We start from the raw sequence: 19,678 nt of genomic DNA on the forward strand, positions 1-19,678 counted from the left end.
GATGGCAGCCTCGGACAAGAAGGACGAGAAGAACGGACTCGTCGGCAGGATCCTGGGAAACAACCTCACCTGGTCGGTCGTCGCACTCATCGCGCTGATCATCATCTGCACCATCGTCGACCATTCGTTCCTCAAGCTCACCTGGAACACCAACACCGGCGGCCTCGCCGGCCCGCTGATCACCATGCTGCAGGAATCGGCCCGATACCTGATGATCGCCACCGGCATGACCCTGGTCATCTCCACCGCGGGCATCGATCTTTCGGTCGGTTCCGTGATGGCCGTGGCCGGCGCCACCTCCATGCAGCTGCTCGTCGGCGGAACCAACGTGTGGGTCGCGATCCTCGTCTCCCTGCTCGTCGGTCTGATCATCGGCTCCGTCAACGGCCTGCTGGTCTCCGTGCTCGGCCTGCAGCCGTTCATCACCACGCTGATCATGATGCTCGCCGGCCGAGGCGTGGCCAAGGTCATCACCTCCGGCGAGAACACCGACGCCTCACAGGTCGCCGGCGGCGAGCCGCTGCGCTGGATCGCCAACGGCTTCATCCTCGGCATCCCCGCGAACTTCGTCATCGCCCTCGTCATCGTGCTGATCGTCGGCGCGGTCGCCCGCAAGACCGCCATGGGAATGATGATCGAATCCGTCGGCATCAACCAGGAGGCCAGCCGCATGACCGGCATCAAGCCCCGCAAGATCCTCTTCCTCGTCTACGCGATCTCCGGCCTGCTGGCCGCGGTCGCCGGCCTGTTCGCCACCGCATCCGTGATGCGCGTCGACGTGGTCAAGACCGGTCAGGATCTGGAGATGTACGCGATCCTCGCGGTCGTTATCGGCGGTACCTCGCTGCTCGGCGGCAAGTTCTCCCTCGCCGGTAGCGCTCTGGGCGCCGTCATCATCGCGATGATCCGCAAGACCATCATCACCCTCGGCATCGATTCGGCCGCGACCCCGGCCTTCTTCGCCGCGGTGGTCATCATCATCTGCGTGATGCAGGCTCCGAAGATCCATAACCTGAGCGCCGAAATGAAACGAAAGCGCGCGCTCAGGGCTTCTCAGAAGGCGGTGGCAGCATGACGACTGCAACAACGGTAAATGCTCCGGCCAAGAAGGCCAAGGGCGGCAAGTTCAACGCCCAGATGATCCCGACGATCGCCGCCGTGGTGATCTTCATCCTGATGCTGATCATGGGTCAGGTCATGTTCGGCACCTACTTCAGGCTCGGCTTCATCTCATCCCTGTTCATCGACCACGCCTACCTGATCATCCTGGCCGTGGCCATGACCCTGCCGATCCTCACCGGCGGCATCGACCTGTCGGTCGGCGCCATCGTGGCCATCACCGCGGTCGTCGGCATGAAGCTGCTCAACGGCGGCGCCCCGGCTCCGCTGGTGCTGGTGATCATGCTGCTCATCGGCGCCGCCTTCGGCCTGCTGGCCGGCGTGCTCATCGAGGAATTCAACATGCAGCCGTTCATCGCGACGCTGTCGACCATGTTCCTCGCCCGAGGTATCGCCTCGATCATCTCCACCGACTCCCTGACCATGCCGGAGAACAACGGCTTCGGCTGGATCGGCGGCGAAGGCTGGAAGATCATCGACAACCCGAAGATCTCGAACGATCTGAGCATCAACCTCGGCGTGATCATCGCCGTCGTGGTGGTCGTCTTCGGCTACATCCTGCTGCACCACACCCGCACCGGACGCACGATCTACGCCATCGGCGGCTCCCGCTCGTCCGCCGAGCTCATGGGTCTGCCGGTCAAGCGAACCCAGTACGTGATCTACCTGACCTCCGCCACGCTGGCCGCCCTCGCCTCCATCGTGTACACCGCCAACATCGGTTCGGCCAAGAACACGGTCGGCGTCGGCTGGGAGCTCGACGCGGTCGCCTCCGTCGTCATCGGCGGCACGATCATCACCGGCGGCTTCGGCTACGTGCTCGGCTCCGTGCTCGGCGCACTGGTCCGTTCCATCCTCGAGCCGCTGACCACCGACTTCGGCGTTCCCGCCGAGGCCGTGCAGATCGTGGTCGGCATCATGATCCTGGTGTTCGTCGTCCTCCAGCGTGCGGTGACCGTGCTGCAGAAGGAATAGCGGCGTCAGTCCGAACCCTCTCACCGGCGGCCGGCCGGAAGATCCCCGAGGTCTTCCGGCCGGCCGCCTTTTTCGTATGTGATCCATCCTCCCGCCTTCGCCGGCTATTTCCTTCGCCGGGGAAATCGCCGTTCCTTGAAATCACGGCGATCCGAATGTGTGACCGGTCACATTGTCCGGCCGGCCGGTCCATATGCTGAGAATATCGACCGCAGTCGGTGGGGCAGGGGCAAAGATAAGAGCGATTCCAAAAGAAGGGAACATCAACCTCCGCGTCGTCGCCTTGCGTTGCATCCGGCGATCAGCGGATGCAACGGGGCTTCGGACGCGGACGTGACCCGAATATGAGAGGAAATGAAGTCATGTCCACCACAACGGTTTCCGCAGCCGGCGCCAAGTCCACGGTGAAGAAGGACTCCGTCGCCGAGATCATCGCGGCATCCATGGTCGGCACTGCCATCGAGTTCTACGACAACTACTGCTATTCCATCGCCGCGGCCAGCTACTTCGGCGTCATCTTCTTCACCGACGTCGCCAAGTCCAATCCCGCCATCGCCACGCTGATGGCCTTCGTCACCTTCGCCGTCTCCTTCCTCGCCCGCCCGTTCGGCTCCATGCTGTTCGGCCACTTCGGCGACAAGCTCGGCCGCAAGAAGACCCTCGTCGTGGCCCTGATGACCATGGGCATCTCCACGTTCCTCGTCGGCGTGCTGCCCGGCTACGAGCAGATCGGCGTGTGGTCCGTCGTGATCCTGTGCCTGTGCCGCGCCTGCCAGGGCGTCGGCCTCGCCGGCGAATGGTCCGGCGCCGCACTGGTCGCCACCGAGAACGCCCCGGCCGACAAGCGCGCCCTGTACGGCTCCTTCCCGAACCTCGGTGCCCCGATCGGCTTCTTCTGCGCCTACGGCATCAACCTGCTGCTCACCACGCACCTGAGCAAGGCCCAGATGATCTCCTTCGGCTGGCGCATCCCGTTCCTCATGTCCGCGATCCTCGTCATCATCGGCCTGTACGTGCGTGAGCGCATGAGCGAGACCCCGGTCTTCCAGCAGGCCTCCGCCGAGAAGCGCACTTCCAAGCACCCGCTCACCGACCTGCTGCCCTACTGGAAGCAGGTGCTGCTGGGCACCGTGGCCATGGGCATCACCTACACGCTGTTCTACATCCTCGGCACCTGGTCCCTCAGCTACGGCGTCTCCGGCCTCGGCTTCACCCAGCCGCAGTACCTCGCCATGCAGATGGTGTCGGTGTTCTTCTTCGCCGCGTTCATCATCGTCGGCTGCCTGCAGGCCGACCGCATCGGCCGCAAGAAGGTCCTCATCGCCACCACCGCCGTGACTCTCGTGTTCAGCTTCTTCGCCCCGGCCCTGCTCCAGCACGACGCCACCCGCATCATGCTGTTCCTGTGCCTCGGCTTCGTGCTCATGGGTGGCCTGTTCGGCCCCTCCGGCGCCTACCTGCCCGAGCTGTTCCCGATGCATGTGCGCTACTCCGGCGCGGGCCTGAGCTACAACCTCGCCGCCATCTTCGGCGGTGCGTTCGCCCCGTCGCTGGCCACCTGGCTGGTGAGCACCTACGGCGTCATGTCCGTCGGCTGGTACATGGCCGCCATGAGCGCCGTGGCCCTGATCGCCCTGCTGCTCATCAAGGAGAGCAAGAACATGGACTACACCAAGTGACCTTGGTGATCCAGGAGGTTCCGGCGATCCCGTTCGCCTGAGCCCAACGAACCGAGGGCGGGGATTCCTCTTCAACCGGAGGAATCCCCGCCCTCGTCGTATTCCGGCCACGTTCGGGTCGTGCTCGGATCCGGTTAGATCAGCTAGATCAGCGCCAGCAGCGCGTCGACGTCCTCGGGCTTCGTGGCCCAGCTGGTGGCGAAGCGGATCGCGGTGTGATCGGCATCCGTCTTCTCCCAGAAACTCAGCGTCGCATGTTCGCGCAGCCGGGCGAGCGTGTCGTCGTCCACGATCATGAACTGCTGGTTGGTGGGGGAGTCGAACGGCAGATCGTAGCCCTTGGCGAGGAACCCCTCACGGATGCGCATGGCCTGCTCGTCGGCATGCCGGGCGATGCGCACGTACAGGTCGTCGGTGAACAAGGTGCGGAACTGCAGTCCCAGCAGCCAGCCCTTGGCCAGCAGCGCCCCGTTGAGCTTCATCTGCGTGAAGAACGCCGGAATCAGCCCCGGCCTGGTGATCACCACCGCCTCGCCGAACAGCGCGCCCACCTTGGTGCCGCCGATATAGAACACGTCACAGGTCTCGGCCACGGTCCGCAGCGTCACGTCGGTGCCGTCCGCGGCGAGTCCGTAGCCCAGCCGGGCGCCGTCGAGGTAGAGCGGGATCCCGAACCCATGGCACACGTCGCCGATCCGACGCAGCTCGTCGGCGGTGTACAGCGTGCCGAACTCCGTGGGATGCGAGATATACACCATGCCCGGCCGCACCATGTGGTCATGGTTCTCGTCGGCCTGATACGCCTCGAGGAATCCGGCGAGCTCATCCGCGTCGATCTTGCCCTGATGCTGTGGCAGCGTGAGTACCTTGTGCCCGGAATCCTCGATCGCGCCGGCCTCATGCACGCTCACATGCCCGGATTCGGCGGCCACCACGCCCTCGTACGGCCGCAGGGTCGCGGCGATCACCGTACGGTTGGTCTGCGTGCCGCCCTCAAGGAACCACACCTCCGCGTCCGGGCGGCCGCAGGCATCGCGGATCAGTCCGCGGGCCTCGTCGCATACCTCATCCAGCCCGTAACCGACATGCTGGTTGCCGTTGTCGGCCGCCAAGGCCTCGAGAATGCGCGGATGCGCCCCTTCCATGTAATCACTGTCGAAATGCAGCATGGCGGATCCCCTTCCTTTCCCCCGTGAGCCGGTATGTCCGACTGCTGTCATGGTCGATACGTAGTGTATGGCGGACATGTAAAATACTGGGATGTATCCCACATATGGGGACCGATGGCATTCGACCGGCATTCGATCAGCCTCCGGTCGGTCGGCTTCCGGGATCGGTCCGGTCCGATCAGTCCAGCTTCGCCAGCTGCTTCAGCAGGGAATCCACATGGCCGGTGGCACGCACGTTGTACCGTGCCAGTTCGATCGTGCCGTCGGCGCCGATCACGAAGGTGGAGCGGATCACGCCGAGCCGCACCTTGCCGTACAGCTTCTTCTCCCCGTACGCGGCGTACGCCTTGTGCACGGTCAGGTCGGGGTCGCTCAGCAGCGGGAAGGTGAGGCCGTCGCGCTCGCGGAACCGGGCGAGTTTGTCGACCGGATCCTTCGAGACGCCGACCACCGTGTAGCCGGCTGCCGTCAGCCGGTCGAGCCGGTCGCGGAAGTCGCAGGCCTCCTTGGTGCAGCCGGGGGTCATCGCGGCCGGGTAGAAGTACAGGATCACGCGGCCGCCGCGCAGGGAGGAGAGGGTCAGCTCGCCGCCGCGGTCATCGGGCAGGGTGAAGTCGGGGGCGGTCATGCCCGCCTCGAGTCGTTCGGGGACATCGTTGGTATCGTTCATGCCGCCCATCATAGTGCCGGACGATGGCGTTGCGCGGGAACGCAGCCGCGGGAACGTACCTCGCAACGTGTCCGCGGGAACATGTTCGCAGAAACGCGGACGACCTATGCGGCGAAGAACCTGATCATGAGGTCCTCCATCGTCCGCATCGACTTCCGCCCCGGAACGTGGGACATGTCCGGCAGCACCCGCAGCGACAGGTTCGGGTTGCCGGACTCCCGTACGAACCGTTCGACCATCGACGTGGGCGTGACCAGATCCTTGGATCCCTGAACGATCAGGTACGGTACGCCGACCCTGCGCAGCATATCGCGCAGATCCAGATCGGTCGCCTCGCGCAGCAGCCGTACGCACCGGGAGGCGTGGTTGGACAGCACCGCCGGGATCGTGCGGAGCGAATAGTCCGGACTGGTGAGCAGTCCGCGGACGATCGTCCTGACATCCATGCCGCCGTCCGTCCGTGACATCAGTCCCTGCGTGTACCGCATGATCCACCGGTTGACCCGGGTCATGTCGGTGTTCGACGGATGCCGTTCGCCGCGGATGCGCCGCAGATCGTCGCGGACCCGACGGGGCAGGCGGGCGCGGTCGAGGGCCGCATACACGTCGTCGTTGAACGTCAGATCATGCAGCACCTGACCCTGCGCCATCACCCGGTCGATCACGTCCGGACGGCGTACGGCGGTGCGGGCGGCGAGGATCGACCCCCACGACGTGCTCATCAGTCCGATCGGCGTGCCCGGGAACTCCCGGTGCAGATGGTCGACGAGATCCACGGTCATATCGACGAACCGGTCGACGTCGAACGACTCATCCAGCGGCCCGTCGTTGATGCCGCAGCCGTACTGGTCCCAGTACACGGCCGTGATCCGTCCGGTCAGCGACGGGAACATGCCGCGCATGCCCACGTTGAACGGCAGGGGCGTGCCCGGCCCGCCATGCATCATCACCACGATCGGCGTGCCGGCGTATCGGCCGTCCAGGGCGATCGTCTGTTCCACTCCGGCCAGCCGCACCCGTTCCGTCCGGCTGATCTCGCTACGGATGATGACGGCCCTGCGCCGGCTATCTGAGAACATCATGATTCCCGCCTTTCCCCTGGGTTTCCCGATCACACCGTGAAGCGGACCGTCACACCGTGAACCGGACGTAGGTGCGGTCGTCGAAGGATCGCAATCCGGGCATGAACCCCTTGGTCGCATGGACCTCGTGGATCATCCGCGGATCCGTACGCCGCAGATCGGCCAGCATCCGCTCCGACTCGGCAAGCGTCCGGCCGAGACGGGGATACCCGTCGCTGGCCAATACGATCCCGTCGCCGGGCCCCACCTTCACGACCGGAACCGGCCAATCGGGATCGGCATAGCCGTCGAAGACGAAATAGCCGAACTCGCCCCGCCGGTTCGCCAGCCGCGACTGCAGCCGCAGCAACGGCATGATCGCCTCGCGACCCACATCCCGGCGGCCGTCATCGACCTCCTCGACCGTCTCCCGATCTGTCGGCAATCCCAGCTCGCGCAGCATCCGCCTCCGATCATCCGGATCGGCCCGTCCGACCAGCTGCCCGACCATCGCCCGCACGTCGCCCAACACGACATCCACCCGCTTGACGGTGGGAATCTCCCGGCCGTTCACCATCGCCCGACAGTCGCCGAACAGCCAGATCTCACGGCGAGCCGCACTGAACACCACGGCGTTCGCCGCCAGCCGCTCCTCCGGATGCGCCTCGAAGAACCCCCTCGGATGATCGGGGACGTCGCCGTAACGATCACGCAGCGAGGAATCCAGCAGCCGCAGCATGCCACGCATATCCAGATCGGGCTGGCCGGCGTCGGCCGACGACAAAGCCGCCAACAGCAGTCGCCGGGCGACCACGCCGGGGGAGGGATGCCACAGATCCAATCGGCATTTCGACGTCACCCCATCGACCACGGCGACGAAGGTATCGCCGATGAACAGACCATCCTCGTTGCGCGAGGGATCACCACGCTTGCCGTACGTCACGGACTCCACGATCCTCATACCGGTCAGCCTAGTCGCCCGGACGTCTCCGACGCGGTAACGCGGGTAGCAGTCCTCGCCGAGTCGCACGCCGGCATTCGCCCAGCGCCGATCGGCCGGGCCATTCCCCGATTCGCCGCGGCGCGCTGATAGACTCGGCACTAGTCGGCGCCCCGGCCGGCGATACATCGTAAAGGAGCGATGACATGACTGACGTGGAAGCGATCTTTGATGAGCGATACCCGCTCGACAAGTGGAAGAGCCCGGAGTATTCGATCATGGACCGATTCTCCCTGAAGGGGAAGAAGGGCTTCGTCACCGGCGCCGCCGGAGGACTCGGCCGCAACGCCGCGGCCGCCCTCGCACAGGCCGGCGCCGACGTGGCACTGGTCGACCTGCCCTCGACCCTGGACCATCTGAAGGAACTCGCCGCACAGATGAGCGACCGGTTCGGCGTGAACGTCACGGCCCTGCCATGCGACGTGACCGACGTGGACCAGGTCGCCGAACTCAAGAAGAGCCTCGTGGACAGCCTCGGGACCGTCGACTTCGCGTTCCTCAACGCCGGCGTCAACGTGCCCGGCGACGATCAGGACGCCACCGAGGAGGTGTGGACCAAGACCATCGAGATCAACCTCAACGGCGCCTACCGCACCGGACGCATCGCACACGAGATCATGCGCGAACACGGCCACGGCGGCTCCCTCGTGTTCACCTCGTCCCTGTCCGGACACAACGCCAACTTCATGATGGGCGGCCCCACCCCGGTCAACGCCTACGGCGCCACCAAGGCCGGCATCATGGAGCATTCGCGCTACCTCGCCGCCGCGCTCGCGAGATACGGCATCCGTTCCAACACCGTCTCGCCCGGCTACATCTGGTCCGGCATCTTCAACGGCCGCATCAGCATGGAGGCCCATGACGCCATGCTGGAGGTCGTGCCGGCGCAGCGGTTCGGCACCAACGACGAGATCGCCAGCGCGGTGCTGTTCCTCGTCTCCGACGCCTCCTCGTACGTCACCGGCACCGACCTGCGCGTCGACGGCGGCTACTGCATCTACTGACCCGCATCTACCGACCGAACCGGTCGCCAGGCCGGCCGGAAGCCTGACCGTTCGGAAGCCTGACCGGGGTCGGGTGTCCGCCGACCGGGCGAACGTCCGACCCGTGGCCCGTCCCTGTGCCGGATCATCGGCGGCGCGACTACAATGCTGTGGATGTCGCAACCGTCAGCAATTCCAGCACAAGGACAGGCCAGCATGAACCAGTCGCCGAAGCCGCAGCAGACGCCGAGGACGTCGCCGAAGATGTCGATCCGGGCCGAACAATCGGAGCCGTTCCGTGCCATGGCGTTCGGCGCCCGCGCGGACGAGCTGATCGCCCAAGGGCATGACGTGATCAAGCTCGGACTGGGCGAACCCGATTTCGGCGCCCCCGCGGCCGTGAGACGGGCCATGGCCTCGCTTATGGACGGCCGACCCCTGCCCTACACGGCCACGTTCGGCCTGCCGAAGCTGCGCGAGGCCATCAGCGGGTTCTACCATGACCGGCACGGCGTCGACGTGGATCCGAACCGGATCTGCATCACCTGCGGCGGCTCCGAAGGACTGCTGCTGGCTGCCGCGCTCACCGTGAACCCGGGGGACCGGGTCATCGTGGCCGACCCGTCGTACCCGTGCAACCGCGAACTGGTGAAGACCTTCGGCGGCACCGTGGTGAACGTCCCCACCAGCGCCGAGACGCGATACCACCTCGATCTTGCCGGCGTGGAGCACGTCTGGGACGACGACACCGCGGCCGTGATGATCACCTCGCCGTCCAACCCCACCGGCACCTGCATCCCCTTCGACACGCTGCATGCGATCTGCGACTACGCCCGGTCGCACGGCGGCTGGCGCATCGTGGACGAGACCTACCTCGATCTGGCCGATGCGGACGAGCACGGCGACCGTGTGCGTTCGGTGCTCTCCTGCGACCCGGATGCGATCACCGTGAACAGCTTCTCGAAGTACTTCGGCATGACGGGCTGGCGGCTGGGGTGGATGGTGCTGCCCGAGGAGCTGCTGGCCGCCGCGGACAATCTGGCCATGAACTATCTGCTGTGCGCGCCCACGCCCGTGCAGCTCGCCGCGATGGCATGCTTCACCGAGGAATCCTATGCGGAATGCGACTCCCGACGCGAGGAGTTCCTCGCCCGCCGCAAGGTGGTGGTCGAAGGGCTCGAAGCCATCGGCCTGCCGCTGGAGGTGCGCCCGAGCGGCGCGTTCTACGCGTACTTCGACATCAGCTCCACCGGTCTGGACTCCTGGACGTTCTGCGAGCGGCTGCTCGAGGAGCGCGATGTGGCATTGACCCCCGGACGGGACTTCGCCGTGGCCACCGCCGACACCCATGTGCGGCTCTCCTATGCGGCCTCGCGGGAGGCGCTGCGCGAGGGATTGCGGAGGATGGGCGAATTCGTCGCACAGCTGCGGTAGCCGCGCGGTAGCCACGTGATGATCGTGCGATCGTGATAACCGTGCGATAACCGTCCCCGCATTGGTTGCAGATCCACAACAGTTGCCGGTTTGCGGCGACTGATGGACCTGCGGGGGAGTATCGTCGGCATTGCCAACGATGTCATCCGGTTCGGCGACGATTGATGACGTCAGCCAAGCGTCAGCCAAGGACGATGTATGGTCCATCCGGCGCCGAACGTTACGAAGCAGTACCCACTGAAAGGAGTGGTCATATGACCGAGACGCAGCTGAGCGAAAAGCTGATCGTCAACTGCCTGCCTCTCACCGAGTCGGAGCGCGAGGAGTTCCTCCGGGCCTCCGGCGATGTCCGCCAGGTGTTCCTCGCCGATCCTGCGCTGCGCGGCACCATGCTGTGGCAGGCCGACGTGCCCAGGGACATGCGCGGCCACGTCACCGCGGTGATCGGCAACATCGAGCCCGACACCCTGCCCGACTTCGTGAACCTCGAATGGCTGCAGACGTGGAGCGCCGGCGTCGACCGGTACCTCAAGGCCGGCACGTTCCCGCCGGACGCCACGATCACCAGCGCCTCCGGAGCTTACGGACAGACCGTGGCCGAGCACATGTTCGCCATGCTGTGGGCGCTGATGAAGAACCTTCCGGGCTACCTCGACCAGCAGCGCCGGCACGAGTGGAAGGACCTCGGCCGCGCGGCCACGCTGGACGGCGCCAACGTGGTGATCCTCGGCACCGGCGACCTCGGCTCCCACTTCGCCCATCTGGTCAAGTCCTGCGGGGCCCACACGCTCGGCGTGCGGCGCAACCCCAACAAGCCGGCCGACGGCATCGATTCGATGTACGGCTTCGACGCGCTCGACGTGCTGTTCACCAAGGCGGACGTGGTGGCGTGCTTCCTGCCGTCGTCGCCCGAGACCCGTCACCTCGTCAACCGCAACCGACTGGAGCTGCTGCGCGACGGGGCGATCCTGCTCAACGGCGGCCGCGGTGACATCATCGACGAACAGGCGCTGATGACGCAGATCGGCCGTCTGCGCGGCGTCGGCCTTGACGTCACCGAACAGGAGCCGCTGCCGGACGACAGCCCGCTGTGGGACGTCCCGAACTGCCTGATCACCCCGCATGTGGCCGGCGGCTACCATCTGGAGGCCACCGAACGCCGGATCCTCGACATCGCCCGCGAGAACGTGCGTCGATACGCCGCCGGCGAGCCGCTGAACAACATCATTCGGCACTGAGCGGAACCGACCGGCACCGATCGATCTGGAGACTCGAGGGAACCCGGGAAAATATGGAAAGGCCCCCGTCGGCTGATGAAGCCGGACGGGGGCCTTTCCCATGGCCATGAGGTCGGTCACCGCGAATGATGGTCGATCCTGCGGGCCACCACGTTGCCGATGCTCTGGAAGATCTGCACGAGAATCACGCACAGCACCACGGAAACGACCATCACGTCGTACTGGTAGCGCTGGTAGCCGTAGCGGATCGCGATGTCGCCCAAGCCGCCGGCGCCCACCGTGCCGGCCATCGCCGAATAGCCGAACAGGTTGATGAACGTGATTGCCGCGCCGCGGATCAGCGACGGCAGGCTTTCGAACAGCAGCACCTTGGTGACGATCTGCCACAGGCCGGCGCCGAAGCTCTGCGATGCCTCGATGAGTCCGCCGTCGACCTCCGCCAGACTCTGCTCGACCATGCGGGCCACGAACGGCGCCGCGGAGACGACCAGCGGCACGATGGCGCCCTGCACGCCCAGCGACGTGCCGGTGATGAGTCGGGTGAGCGGGATCAGCGCGACCAGCAGGATGATGAACGGGATCGAACGGCCGATGTTGACGATCCACCCCAGCACGGTGTGCAGCACCCGGTGGGGCCACAGGGCCTGAGGCGCGCTGATGGTGAGCAGCACGCCGACCGGCACGCCGATCACGTAGGCGATCAGCGTGGAGACCGTGGTCATGACCAAGGTGTCCCACGTACCCTGAACAAGCAGTTCGCCGTAGTCGGCGATGAACTCCTGAATCACCGGTGACATCACCGCACCTCCTTCGATCCGTCCGTCGCGGCCGATCCGTCCGCCGCATTGGCGGCGTCGTGGCCGTCCCCGCCGCGGTGGTTCTGCGCGTTGGCGCTGGCGATCAGCGCCTTGAGGATGTCGCTCTTCGGGTTGTCGAACAGCGTCTCGGTCTCGCCCTCCTCCACGATCCGTCCGCCGTCGATCATGGCGATGCGGTCGCAGATGTTGCGGGCCACGGCGAGCGAATGGGTGATCACCACCATCGTCACGTTCATGTCGCGGTTGATGCGACGCAGCAGATCGAGGATCTGCACGGTGGTGGTGGAGTCGAGGGCGCTGGTGGCCTCGTCACACAGCATGATCGACGGGTTGTTCGCCAGCGCGCGGGCGATGGCCACGCGCTGCTGCTGGCCGCCGGAAAGCTGGCTGGGGTAGCGGTCGGCGTAGTCGCTCAGACCGACGAGGTCGAGCAGACGTTCGGCCCGGGCCTTGCGCTGTGCCGCCGGAACGTGATGCAGCTCCAGCGGGAACGTGATGTTGCGCAGCACCGTGCGCTGCTGGAAGAGGTTGAAGTCCTGGAAGATCATGCCGATGGAGGAGCGCAGGCGGGCGAGCTCGGCGCCGGTGGCGTTCGTTACGTCGTTGCCGTCGATGAGCACGCGGCCCTTCGTGGGACGCTCCAGCAGGTTGATGCAGCGCACCAGCGTGGATTTGCCCGCGCCGGAGGAGCCGAGGATGCCGAACACCTCGCCGTCGCGGATGTCCAGATTGATGTCATGCAGCACCTCGTGGGCATCCGGCCCCTCGCCGTAGCTTTTATGAAGATGGTCGAATTGAATCATGGCAGTCCGTTTGATGAAAATCGATGAACACTGGATTGGTGGCCATGCGGAAACGATGGCCGTACAACGGATACGGCGTCGCACCCGTCCGTGTGACACGGGCGAAACGCGACGCCGCCGAAACAAGCGTACCCGATCGCGAATCGGATCGGGTACGTCATGAGGAACGCGGGATGTCGCGGATCAGAAGACCGGCACCACGGCGCCCTTGTAGGTCTTGTTGATGTAGTCACGCACCTCGCTGGAGTTCAGGGCCTTCTTGAGCTCCTTGGTCTTGGCGGTGTTCTCGTTGCCCTGCTTGACGACCAGGATGTTCGCGTAGGTCTTCGCGGCCAGACCGTCGGCCTTCTCGATGGCCAGCGCGTCCTTCGACGGGTCGAACTTGGCCTGAATGGCGTAGTTGCCGTTCAGCGCGGCGATGTCGACATCCTGCAGCACGGTGGGCACCACGGCGGCCTCAAGCTCCTTGAACTTGAGGTTCTTGGGGTTGCTGGTGATGTCCTTCGGCGTGGAGGCGATGTCCGTCGGATCCTTGAGCTTGATCAGTCCGGCGTCCTGAAGCAGCAGCAGGGCGCGGGCCTCGTTGGTGGCGTCGTTCGGCACGGCCACGGTGGCGCCGTTCGGCAGGTCCTTGAGCGTCTTCGTCTTGCCCGGGTACAGGCCGAACGGCTCGAAGTGCACGGCCTCGACGGAGACCAGATGCGTGCCCTTCTCCTTGTTGAAGTCGTCCAGATACGGCTTGTGCTGGAAGTAGTTGGCGTCGACGTCGCCCTCCTCGGTGGCGGTGTTCGGCTGCACGTAGTCGGTGAACTCCTTCACCTCGAGCTTGTAGCCGTCCTTCTCCACCAGCGGCTTGACCGCGTTGTTGAGGATCTCGGCGTGCGGGGTCGGGCTCGCCGCGATCGTGATGGTCTTGTCGCCCTCCGAGGAGCTGGACGACGAGCCGGACGCGCTGCCGCATCCGCTGAGTGCCAGTGCCGCGACCGTGGTGATGGCCAGAGCCGCGCTGACGATGAACTTCCTGTTGCGCATGATGGTTCCCCTCTCGTGAATGTCCTGAATGTCCGCATGGGATTCGACCGGGGCGTACGGATCGGCCCCGGCATTCGGATCAACGCGCCCCACTATATGTGCTTCTCCCACGGGACACGGCCTTGTCCCGATCGGAATAATTTATAGGACGCGTGAATCAGGCGGAGGAGCGATACGAAAACAGGGCCCGTCCCCCGTTGGGTGGGAGACGGACCCTGCGTGCGGCTGCGATTGGTTCGGGACGTATCCCGGACCTTGGCCGAAGTCTGCCTGCGAGGCCTACTGGATGTCGATGGTCTCGATGATCACCGGGTCGAGCGGACGGTCGCCGGCGTCGGTGGGCACCGCGTCCAGCTTGTCCACCACGGCCTTGGACTCGTCGTCGGCGACCTCGCCGAAGATGGTGTGGTGGCCGTCCAGCCACGGCGTCGGCACCGTGGTGATGAAGAACTGGGAGCCGTTGGTGCCGTGGATCTGGCCGTCACGGCCGCGACGCAGACCGGCGTTGGCCATGGCCAGCAGGTAGGGACGATCGAACTTCAGCGAAGGATCGATCTCGTCGTCGAACATGTATCCGGGGCCGCCGGTGCCGGTGCCGAGCGGGCAGCCGCCCTGGATCATGAAGTCCTTGATGATGCGGTGGAAGGTCAGGCCGTTGTAGAACTTCTCGGTGCGGGTCTCGCCGGTGAGCTCGTCGTACCATTCCTTCGCGCCGGTGGCGAGGCCGACGAAGTTCTTCACGGTCTCGGGGGCCTGCTCGTCGAACAGGTTGATGCGGATGTCGCCTTCTGAGGTATGCATGATTGCTGTAGTCATGCATAAAGTCTCGCATGCCTACCCGACCGTGGGGCGGATCGTACCGAGTTCGTCTCCGCAGACTAGGATGAACACGGAAACAATCGGTAGAGGAGTGTGTATGACCGACGAACGAAGCAACGGGCGGATCAGGTTCGGACTGGCCCAGATCGACACCTGCGTGGGCGATCTGGACGGCAACGCCGACAAGGTGCTGCGGTACGCCCGCAAGGCGGCGGGCGAACACGCCGACGTGGTGGTGTTCCCCGAGATGACGCTGACGGGATACCCGATCGAGGATCTGGCATTCCGCGCCACGTTCCGCAAGGCCGCGTGGGACAAGGCCGACGAACTCGCCGCGAAGCTGGACGAGGAGGGGCTGGGCGACCTGTACGTGGTCGTGGGCACCGTGGGCACCGACCGCGAGGCCGCGTTGCCGCAGAACCGTCTCGTCGTGCTGCACCGCGGCGTGGTGTGGGCCGGATACGACAAGCACTTCCTGCCCAACTACGGCGTCTTCGACGAATTCCGCATCTTCAGCCCCGGCTCGGACACGCTCGTCTTCGAGGTCAACGGCCGGCGCATCGGCGTCGCCATCTGCGAGGACATCTGGCAGGACGGCGGTCCCGTGGCCGCACTGGCCGACGAGGGCATCGATGTGCTGCTCACCATCAACGGCTCCCCGTACGAGGAGGGCAAGGGCCATGTGCGCGTGGATCTGGGGCACCGACGGGCCCATGAGGTCGACGCCCCGCTGATCTACCTCAATCAGGTGGGCGGTCAGGACGACCTCGTCTTCGACGGCGGCAGCTTCGTCGTGGACCGCGACGGCACGATCCTGGAGCGCTCGCCGCAGTTCGTGGAGGACCTGAGCTTCTGGACGCTTCCCGAGCCGGGCCACGACGGTCTCGTCTCCACGATCGCCGAGGTGCTCGACCCCGATCAGGAGGTGTACTCCGCCTGCGTGCTGGGCCTGCGCGACTACATGGTCAAGAACGGGTTCGGGGGAGTGGTGCTCGGCCTGTCCGGCGGCATCGACTCGGCGCTCGTGGCCGCGATGGCGGCCGACGCCTGCGGCGGCGAGAACGTGTGGGGCATCTCCATGCCGAGCATGTACTCCTCCGACGGCTCCAAGGACGATGCCGCCGATCTGGCGAGGAACCTCGGCGCCCATTACGAGATCCAGCCCATCGAGCCGCTGTTCAAGGCGTACCAGAAGCAGCTGGAGCTCACCGGCGTGGCCGAGGAGAACCTTCAGGCCCGCATCCGCGGCGTCATCGTTATGGCCTATTCGAACTCCCACGGCCTGCTCGCCTTGGCCACCGGCAACAAAAGCGAGCTCGCCTGCGGCTACTCCACGATCTACGGCGACGCCGTCGGCGGCTACGCCCCCATCAAGGATCTGCTCAAGACCCGCGTGTGGCAGCTCGCCCGATGGCGCAACCGGGCGGCGAAGGAGGGCATCGGCATCGGCGGCGTCCACGTGGCCGGCATCGATCCCGACTACCGTGGTGTCCCGGCGGAGGAGATCATCCCCGTCAGCTCGATCGTCAAGCCGCCGAGCGCCGAACTGCGTCCCGGCCAGAAGGACTCCGACTCGCTGCCGGAATACGATCTGCTCGACAAGGTGCTCGCCGAATACATCGAGCACGCGCACGGCAGGGCCGATCTGCTCGCCGACGGCTTCGACGAACGGACCGTGGACACGGTGATGCGTCTGGTGGACCGTGCCGAGTGGAAGCGCCGCCAGTACCCGCTGGGCCCGAAGGTCACGTCGCTGGCCTTCGGACGCGACCGTCGCCTGCCCATCACCAGCCGGTTCCGGGAGTAGCGGCGGCGGAGCCGGACGCGGCATAGTCGGGTACGGCGGCCGACCGCATGGGCGATCGCAAGGACTTTCCGATCAGACGGACCGGGATCACACGGACCAATTCCCATTACACGGACCAAGGAGCGAACATGAACGAAAAGAAGTGGTACTTCAACACCCGCACCGAAAAGGCCGAACTCGGCCCCCAGTCGCCGATCAGCGAACGCATGGGACCGTACGACACCGAGGAGGATGCGCTCAACGCATGGAAGATCGCCGAGGAGCGTAACCGCAAGTGGGAGGAGCAGGATCGCGGCTGGCGCTGACCGCCCGAGAACGCCGAGGAAGCCCTTCGATGACCCCGAACGGGGTGGTCGAAGGGCTTCCTTCGTATCGGCCCGTACCGGTCGACACGCCGGTCGCGGACGTGACCGGGCGAGGTGTGCGGTACGTCCGCCGAGGTCCCGGACCGGCTTTGTGATCCAGCTCACGCAGCCAATGTGAACTGGGTCATAAAAGCCGTTGAGAGCGCGCTCAAAATGTGAGGAACGTCACGCGAAAACCGGCGTGAAACCGCCATTCCCTCGGTAATATTGTTGGTGACAGCGGAGCGAAGACGCAACCGCTGCGGTCCTCTAACAAGGAGATTGAATATGACAGCAGTAGATGCCGCTAAGGTTTCTGCCGAAGACCTCAAGGCCAAGGCCTGGGCCGGCTTCAACGGTGGTAACTGGCAGAACGAAATCGACGTTCGCGACTTCATCCAGAAGAACTTCACCCCCTACGAGGGCGACGAGTCCTTCCTGGCCAACGCCACCGAGAACACCAAGTACCTGTGGAAGTACCTGGACGATAACTACCTTGCCGTCGAGCGCAAGCAGCGCGTCTACGACGTGGACACCCACACCCCGGCCGGCATCGACGCTTTCCCGGCTGGCTACATCGACTCCCCGGAGCGCGACAACGTGATCGTCGGCCTGCAGACCGACGTTCCCTGCAAGCGCGCCATGATGCCGAACGGCGGCTGGCGTATGGTCGAGCAGGCCATCAAGGAAGCCGGCAAGGAGCCTGATCCGGAGATCAAGAAGATCTTCACCAAGTACCGCAAGACCCACAACGACGGCGTGTTCGGCGTGTACACCAAGCAGATCAAGGTTGCCCGCCACAACAAGATCCTCACCGGTCTGCCGGATGCCTACGGCCGTGGCCGCATCATCGGCGACTACCGTCGTGTCGCCCTGTACGGTGTGAACTTCCTGATCGAGCAGAAGAAGAAGGATAAGGACTCCATTCCTTACCGCAACGACTTCACCGAGACCGAGATCGAGCACTGGATCCGCTTCCGCGAGGAGCACGACGAGCAGATCAAGGCCCTCAAGCAGCTGATCAACCTCGGCAACGAGTACGGTCTGGATCTGACCCGCCCGGCTCAGAACGCTCAGGAAGCCGTGCAGTGGACCTACATGGGCTACCTCGCCTCCGTCAAGAGCCAGGACGGCGCCGCCATGTCCTTCGGCCGTAACTCCGCCTTCTTCGATTGCTTCATCCAGCGCGATCTGGACAACGGTGTGATCGACGAGACCCGTGCTCAGGAGATCATCGACAACATCGTCATGAAGCTGCGTATCGTCCGCTTCCTGCGCACCAAGGATTACGACAACATCTTCTCCGGTGATCCTTACTGGGCCACCTGGTCCGACGCCGGCTTCGCCGACGACGGCCGTGCCATGGTCACTAAGACCTCCTTCCGTCTGCTCAACACCCTGACCCTTGAGCACCTCGGACCTGGCCCTGAGCCGAACATCACCATCTTCTGGGATCCGAAGCTGCCGGAAGGCTACAAGCGCTTCTGCGCCAAGATCTCCATCGACACCTCCGCCATCCAGTACGAGTCCGATAAGGAAATTCGTTCCCACTGGGGCGACGACGCCGCCATCGCCTGCTGCGTCTCCCCGATGCGCGTCGGCAAGCAGATGCAGTTCTTCGCGGCTCGCGTGAACTCCGCCAAGGCCCTGCTGTACGCCATCAACGGTGGTCGCGACGAGATGACCGGCATGCAGGTCATCGATAAGGGCGTCATCGACCCGATCGCTCCGGAAGCCGACGGCACCCTGGACTACGCCAAGGTCAAGAACAACTACGAGAAGGCTCTGGAGTGGCTGTCCGAGACTTACGTGCAGGCTCTGAACATCATCCACTACATGCACGATAAGTACGCCTACGAGTCCATCGAGATGGCTCTGCACGACAAGGAAGTGTACCGTACCCTTGGTTGCGGTATGTCCGGTCTGTCGATCGCCGCTGACTCCCTGGCTGCCATCAAGTACGCCAAGGTCTACCCGATCTACAACAAGGACGCCAAGAACCTCGAGGGCCACGAGTACGAGTACGTCGAGGGCGCTGACGACGATCTGGTGGTCGGCTACCGTACCGAGGGCGAGTTCCCGATCTACGGCAACGACGACGATCGTGCCGACGACATCGCCAAGTGGGTTGTCTCCACTGTGATGGGTCAGGTCAAGCGCCTGCCCGTCTACCGTGGCGCCGTCCCGACCCAGTCCATCCTGACCATCACCTCCAACGTGGAGTACGGCAAGAACACCGGTTCCTTCCCGTCGGGCCACAAGAAGGGCACCCCGTACGCTCCTGGTGCGAACCCGGAGAACGGCATGGACTCCCACGGCATGCTGCCGTCTATGTTCTCGGTCGGCAAGATCGACTACAACGACGCTCTGGACGGCATCTCGCTGACCAACACCATCACCCCTGATGGCCTTGGTCGCGACGAGGAAGAGCGCATCGGCAACCTGGTCGGCATCCTGGATGCCGGCAACGGCCACGGCCTCTACCACGCGAACATCAACGTGCTTCGCAAGGAGACCATGGAGGATGCCGTCGAGCACCCGGACAAGTACCCGCACCTGACCGTGCGTGTCTCCGGCTACGCGGTGAACTTCGTCAAGCTCACCAAGGAGCAGCAGCTCGACGTGATCTCCCGTACCTTCCATCAGGGAGCCGTCACCGACTGATAATCAATCAGCCGAAACCGTGTAAACGGTGATATGTTAGGGGGCGGGGCAGATATGTCCCGC

17 protein-coding genes are annotated in these 19,678 nt (G+C 64.8%); 9 read left to right on the plus strand and 8 right to left on the minus strand.

The window, feature by feature from the left end:
* Position 1 precedes the first annotated feature (1 nt).
* The 3 genes from fruF to CSQ87_RS01755 all read left to right on the plus strand — a co-directional run bounded on the left by fruF (position 2) and on the right by CSQ87_RS01755 (position 3,773).
* Positions 2-1,075, plus strand: coding sequence for a fructose ABC transporter permease FruF (gene fruF / locus CSQ87_RS01745; RefSeq protein WP_100512125.1), 1,074 nt, complete (start codon positions 2-4; stop codon positions 1,073-1,075).
* A complete protein-coding gene (fruG, locus tag CSQ87_RS01750) occupies positions 1,072-2,094 on the plus strand; it encodes a fructose ABC transporter permease FruG (protein ID WP_100512126.1) in 1,023 nt (340 codons plus the stop codon). The genes fruF and fruG overlap by 4 nt, the downstream gene beginning before the upstream one ends.
* Before the next feature lie 362 nt (positions 2,095-2,456).
* Positions 2,457-3,773: an MFS transporter gene (locus CSQ87_RS01755; protein WP_100512127.1), complete on the plus strand. Its 1,317-nt coding sequence runs from the start codon at positions 2,457-2,459 to the stop codon at positions 3,771-3,773.
* A gap of 143 nt (positions 3,774-3,916) precedes the next feature.
* Here the strand turns inward: CSQ87_RS01755 and CSQ87_RS01760 are convergent, their stop codons facing one another.
* From CSQ87_RS01760 to CSQ87_RS01775, 4 genes are all read right to left on the minus strand, one after another.
* A complete protein-coding gene (locus CSQ87_RS01760) occupies positions 3,917-4,942 on the minus strand; it encodes a threonine aldolase family protein (protein ID WP_100512128.1) in 1,026 nt (341 codons plus the stop codon).
* A gap of 178 nt (positions 4,943-5,120) precedes the next feature.
* Positions 5,121-5,624, minus strand: a complete 504-nt coding sequence (gene bcp / locus CSQ87_RS01765; RefSeq protein WP_100512129.1) for a thioredoxin-dependent thiol peroxidase — start codon at positions 5,622-5,624, stop codon at positions 5,121-5,123.
* Between the two features lie 92 nt (positions 5,625-5,716).
* Entirely contained in the window at positions 5,717-6,694 is a 978-nt protein-coding gene (locus CSQ87_RS01770) for an alpha/beta fold hydrolase (RefSeq protein ID WP_165776682.1), read from the minus strand.
* 49 nt (positions 6,695-6,743) lie between these two features.
* Positions 6,744-7,634 carry a hypothetical protein gene (locus CSQ87_RS01775; RefSeq protein WP_100512131.1) on the minus strand — a complete coding sequence of 297 codons (891 nt, stop codon included), beginning with the start codon at positions 7,632-7,634 and terminating at the stop codon, positions 6,744-6,746.
* A 185-nt stretch (positions 7,635-7,819) separates the two neighbouring features.
* Here CSQ87_RS01775 and CSQ87_RS01780 point away from each other — a divergent pair, with 185 nt between their 5' ends.
* The 3 genes from CSQ87_RS01780 to CSQ87_RS01790 all read left to right on the plus strand — a co-directional run bounded on the left by CSQ87_RS01780 (position 7,820) and on the right by CSQ87_RS01790 (position 11,328).
* The gene (locus CSQ87_RS01780; RefSeq protein WP_100512132.1) at positions 7,820-8,677 is read left to right on the plus strand and encodes an SDR family NAD(P)-dependent oxidoreductase; all 858 of its coding nucleotides are present in this window, start codon (positions 7,820-7,822) and stop codon (positions 8,675-8,677) included.
* Between the two features lie 195 nt (positions 8,678-8,872).
* Positions 8,873-10,090 (plus strand): pyridoxal phosphate-dependent aminotransferase, encoded by a 1,218-nt coding sequence (locus CSQ87_RS01785; RefSeq protein ID WP_100512133.1) that lies wholly within the window; start codon positions 8,873-8,875, stop codon positions 10,088-10,090.
* A 254-nt stretch (positions 10,091-10,344) separates the two neighbouring features.
* Entirely contained in the window at positions 10,345-11,328 is a 984-nt protein-coding gene (locus tag CSQ87_RS01790; protein WP_100512134.1) for a D-2-hydroxyacid dehydrogenase, read from the plus strand.
* A 116-nt stretch (positions 11,329-11,444) separates the two neighbouring features.
* Here the strand turns inward: CSQ87_RS01790 and CSQ87_RS01795 are convergent, their stop codons facing one another.
* From CSQ87_RS01795 to CSQ87_RS01810, 4 genes are all read right to left on the minus strand, one after another.
* Positions 11,445-12,125 (minus strand): methionine ABC transporter permease, encoded by a 681-nt coding sequence (locus tag CSQ87_RS01795; protein ID WP_100512135.1) that lies wholly within the window; start codon positions 12,123-12,125, stop codon positions 11,445-11,447.
* Complete coding sequence (locus CSQ87_RS01800) at positions 12,125-12,949, minus strand: methionine ABC transporter ATP-binding protein (RefSeq protein ID WP_100512136.1); 825 nt, start codon at positions 12,947-12,949, stop codon at positions 12,125-12,127. The genes CSQ87_RS01795 and CSQ87_RS01800 overlap by 1 nt, the downstream gene beginning before the upstream one ends.
* Before the next feature lie 183 nt (positions 12,950-13,132).
* Positions 13,133-13,981, minus strand: coding sequence for a MetQ/NlpA family ABC transporter substrate-binding protein (locus tag CSQ87_RS01805; protein ID WP_100512236.1), 849 nt, complete (start codon positions 13,979-13,981; stop codon positions 13,133-13,135).
* Positions 13,982-14,260: 279 nt separating this feature from the next.
* The gene (locus CSQ87_RS01810) at positions 14,261-14,797 is read right to left on the minus strand and encodes a peptidylprolyl isomerase (protein WP_100512137.1); all 537 of its coding nucleotides are present in this window, start codon (positions 14,795-14,797) and stop codon (positions 14,261-14,263) included.
* A gap of 100 nt (positions 14,798-14,897) precedes the next feature.
* On the opposite strand from CSQ87_RS01810, the gene CSQ87_RS01815 reads away from it, so the two are divergent.
* The 3 genes from CSQ87_RS01815 to pflB all read left to right on the plus strand — a co-directional run bounded on the left by CSQ87_RS01815 (position 14,898) and on the right by pflB (position 19,615).
* Positions 14,898-16,607, plus strand: a complete 1,710-nt coding sequence (locus CSQ87_RS01815; protein ID WP_100512138.1) for an NAD+ synthase — start codon at positions 14,898-14,900, stop codon at positions 16,605-16,607.
* Between the two features lie 128 nt (positions 16,608-16,735).
* Positions 16,736-16,912 (plus strand): hypothetical protein, encoded by a 177-nt coding sequence (locus CSQ87_RS10855; protein ID WP_165776683.1) that lies wholly within the window; start codon positions 16,736-16,738, stop codon positions 16,910-16,912.
* A 327-nt stretch (positions 16,913-17,239) separates the two neighbouring features.
* The gene (gene pflB / locus CSQ87_RS01820) at positions 17,240-19,615 is read left to right on the plus strand and encodes a formate C-acetyltransferase (RefSeq protein WP_100512139.1); all 2,376 of its coding nucleotides are present in this window, start codon (positions 17,240-17,242) and stop codon (positions 19,613-19,615) included.
* Positions 19,616-19,678 lie beyond the last annotated feature (63 nt).

The organism is Bifidobacterium simiarum, assembly GCF_002802905.1.
In the GTDB taxonomy this organism is placed as follows: domain Bacteria; phylum Actinomycetota; class Actinomycetes; order Actinomycetales; family Bifidobacteriaceae; genus Galliscardovia; species Galliscardovia simiarum.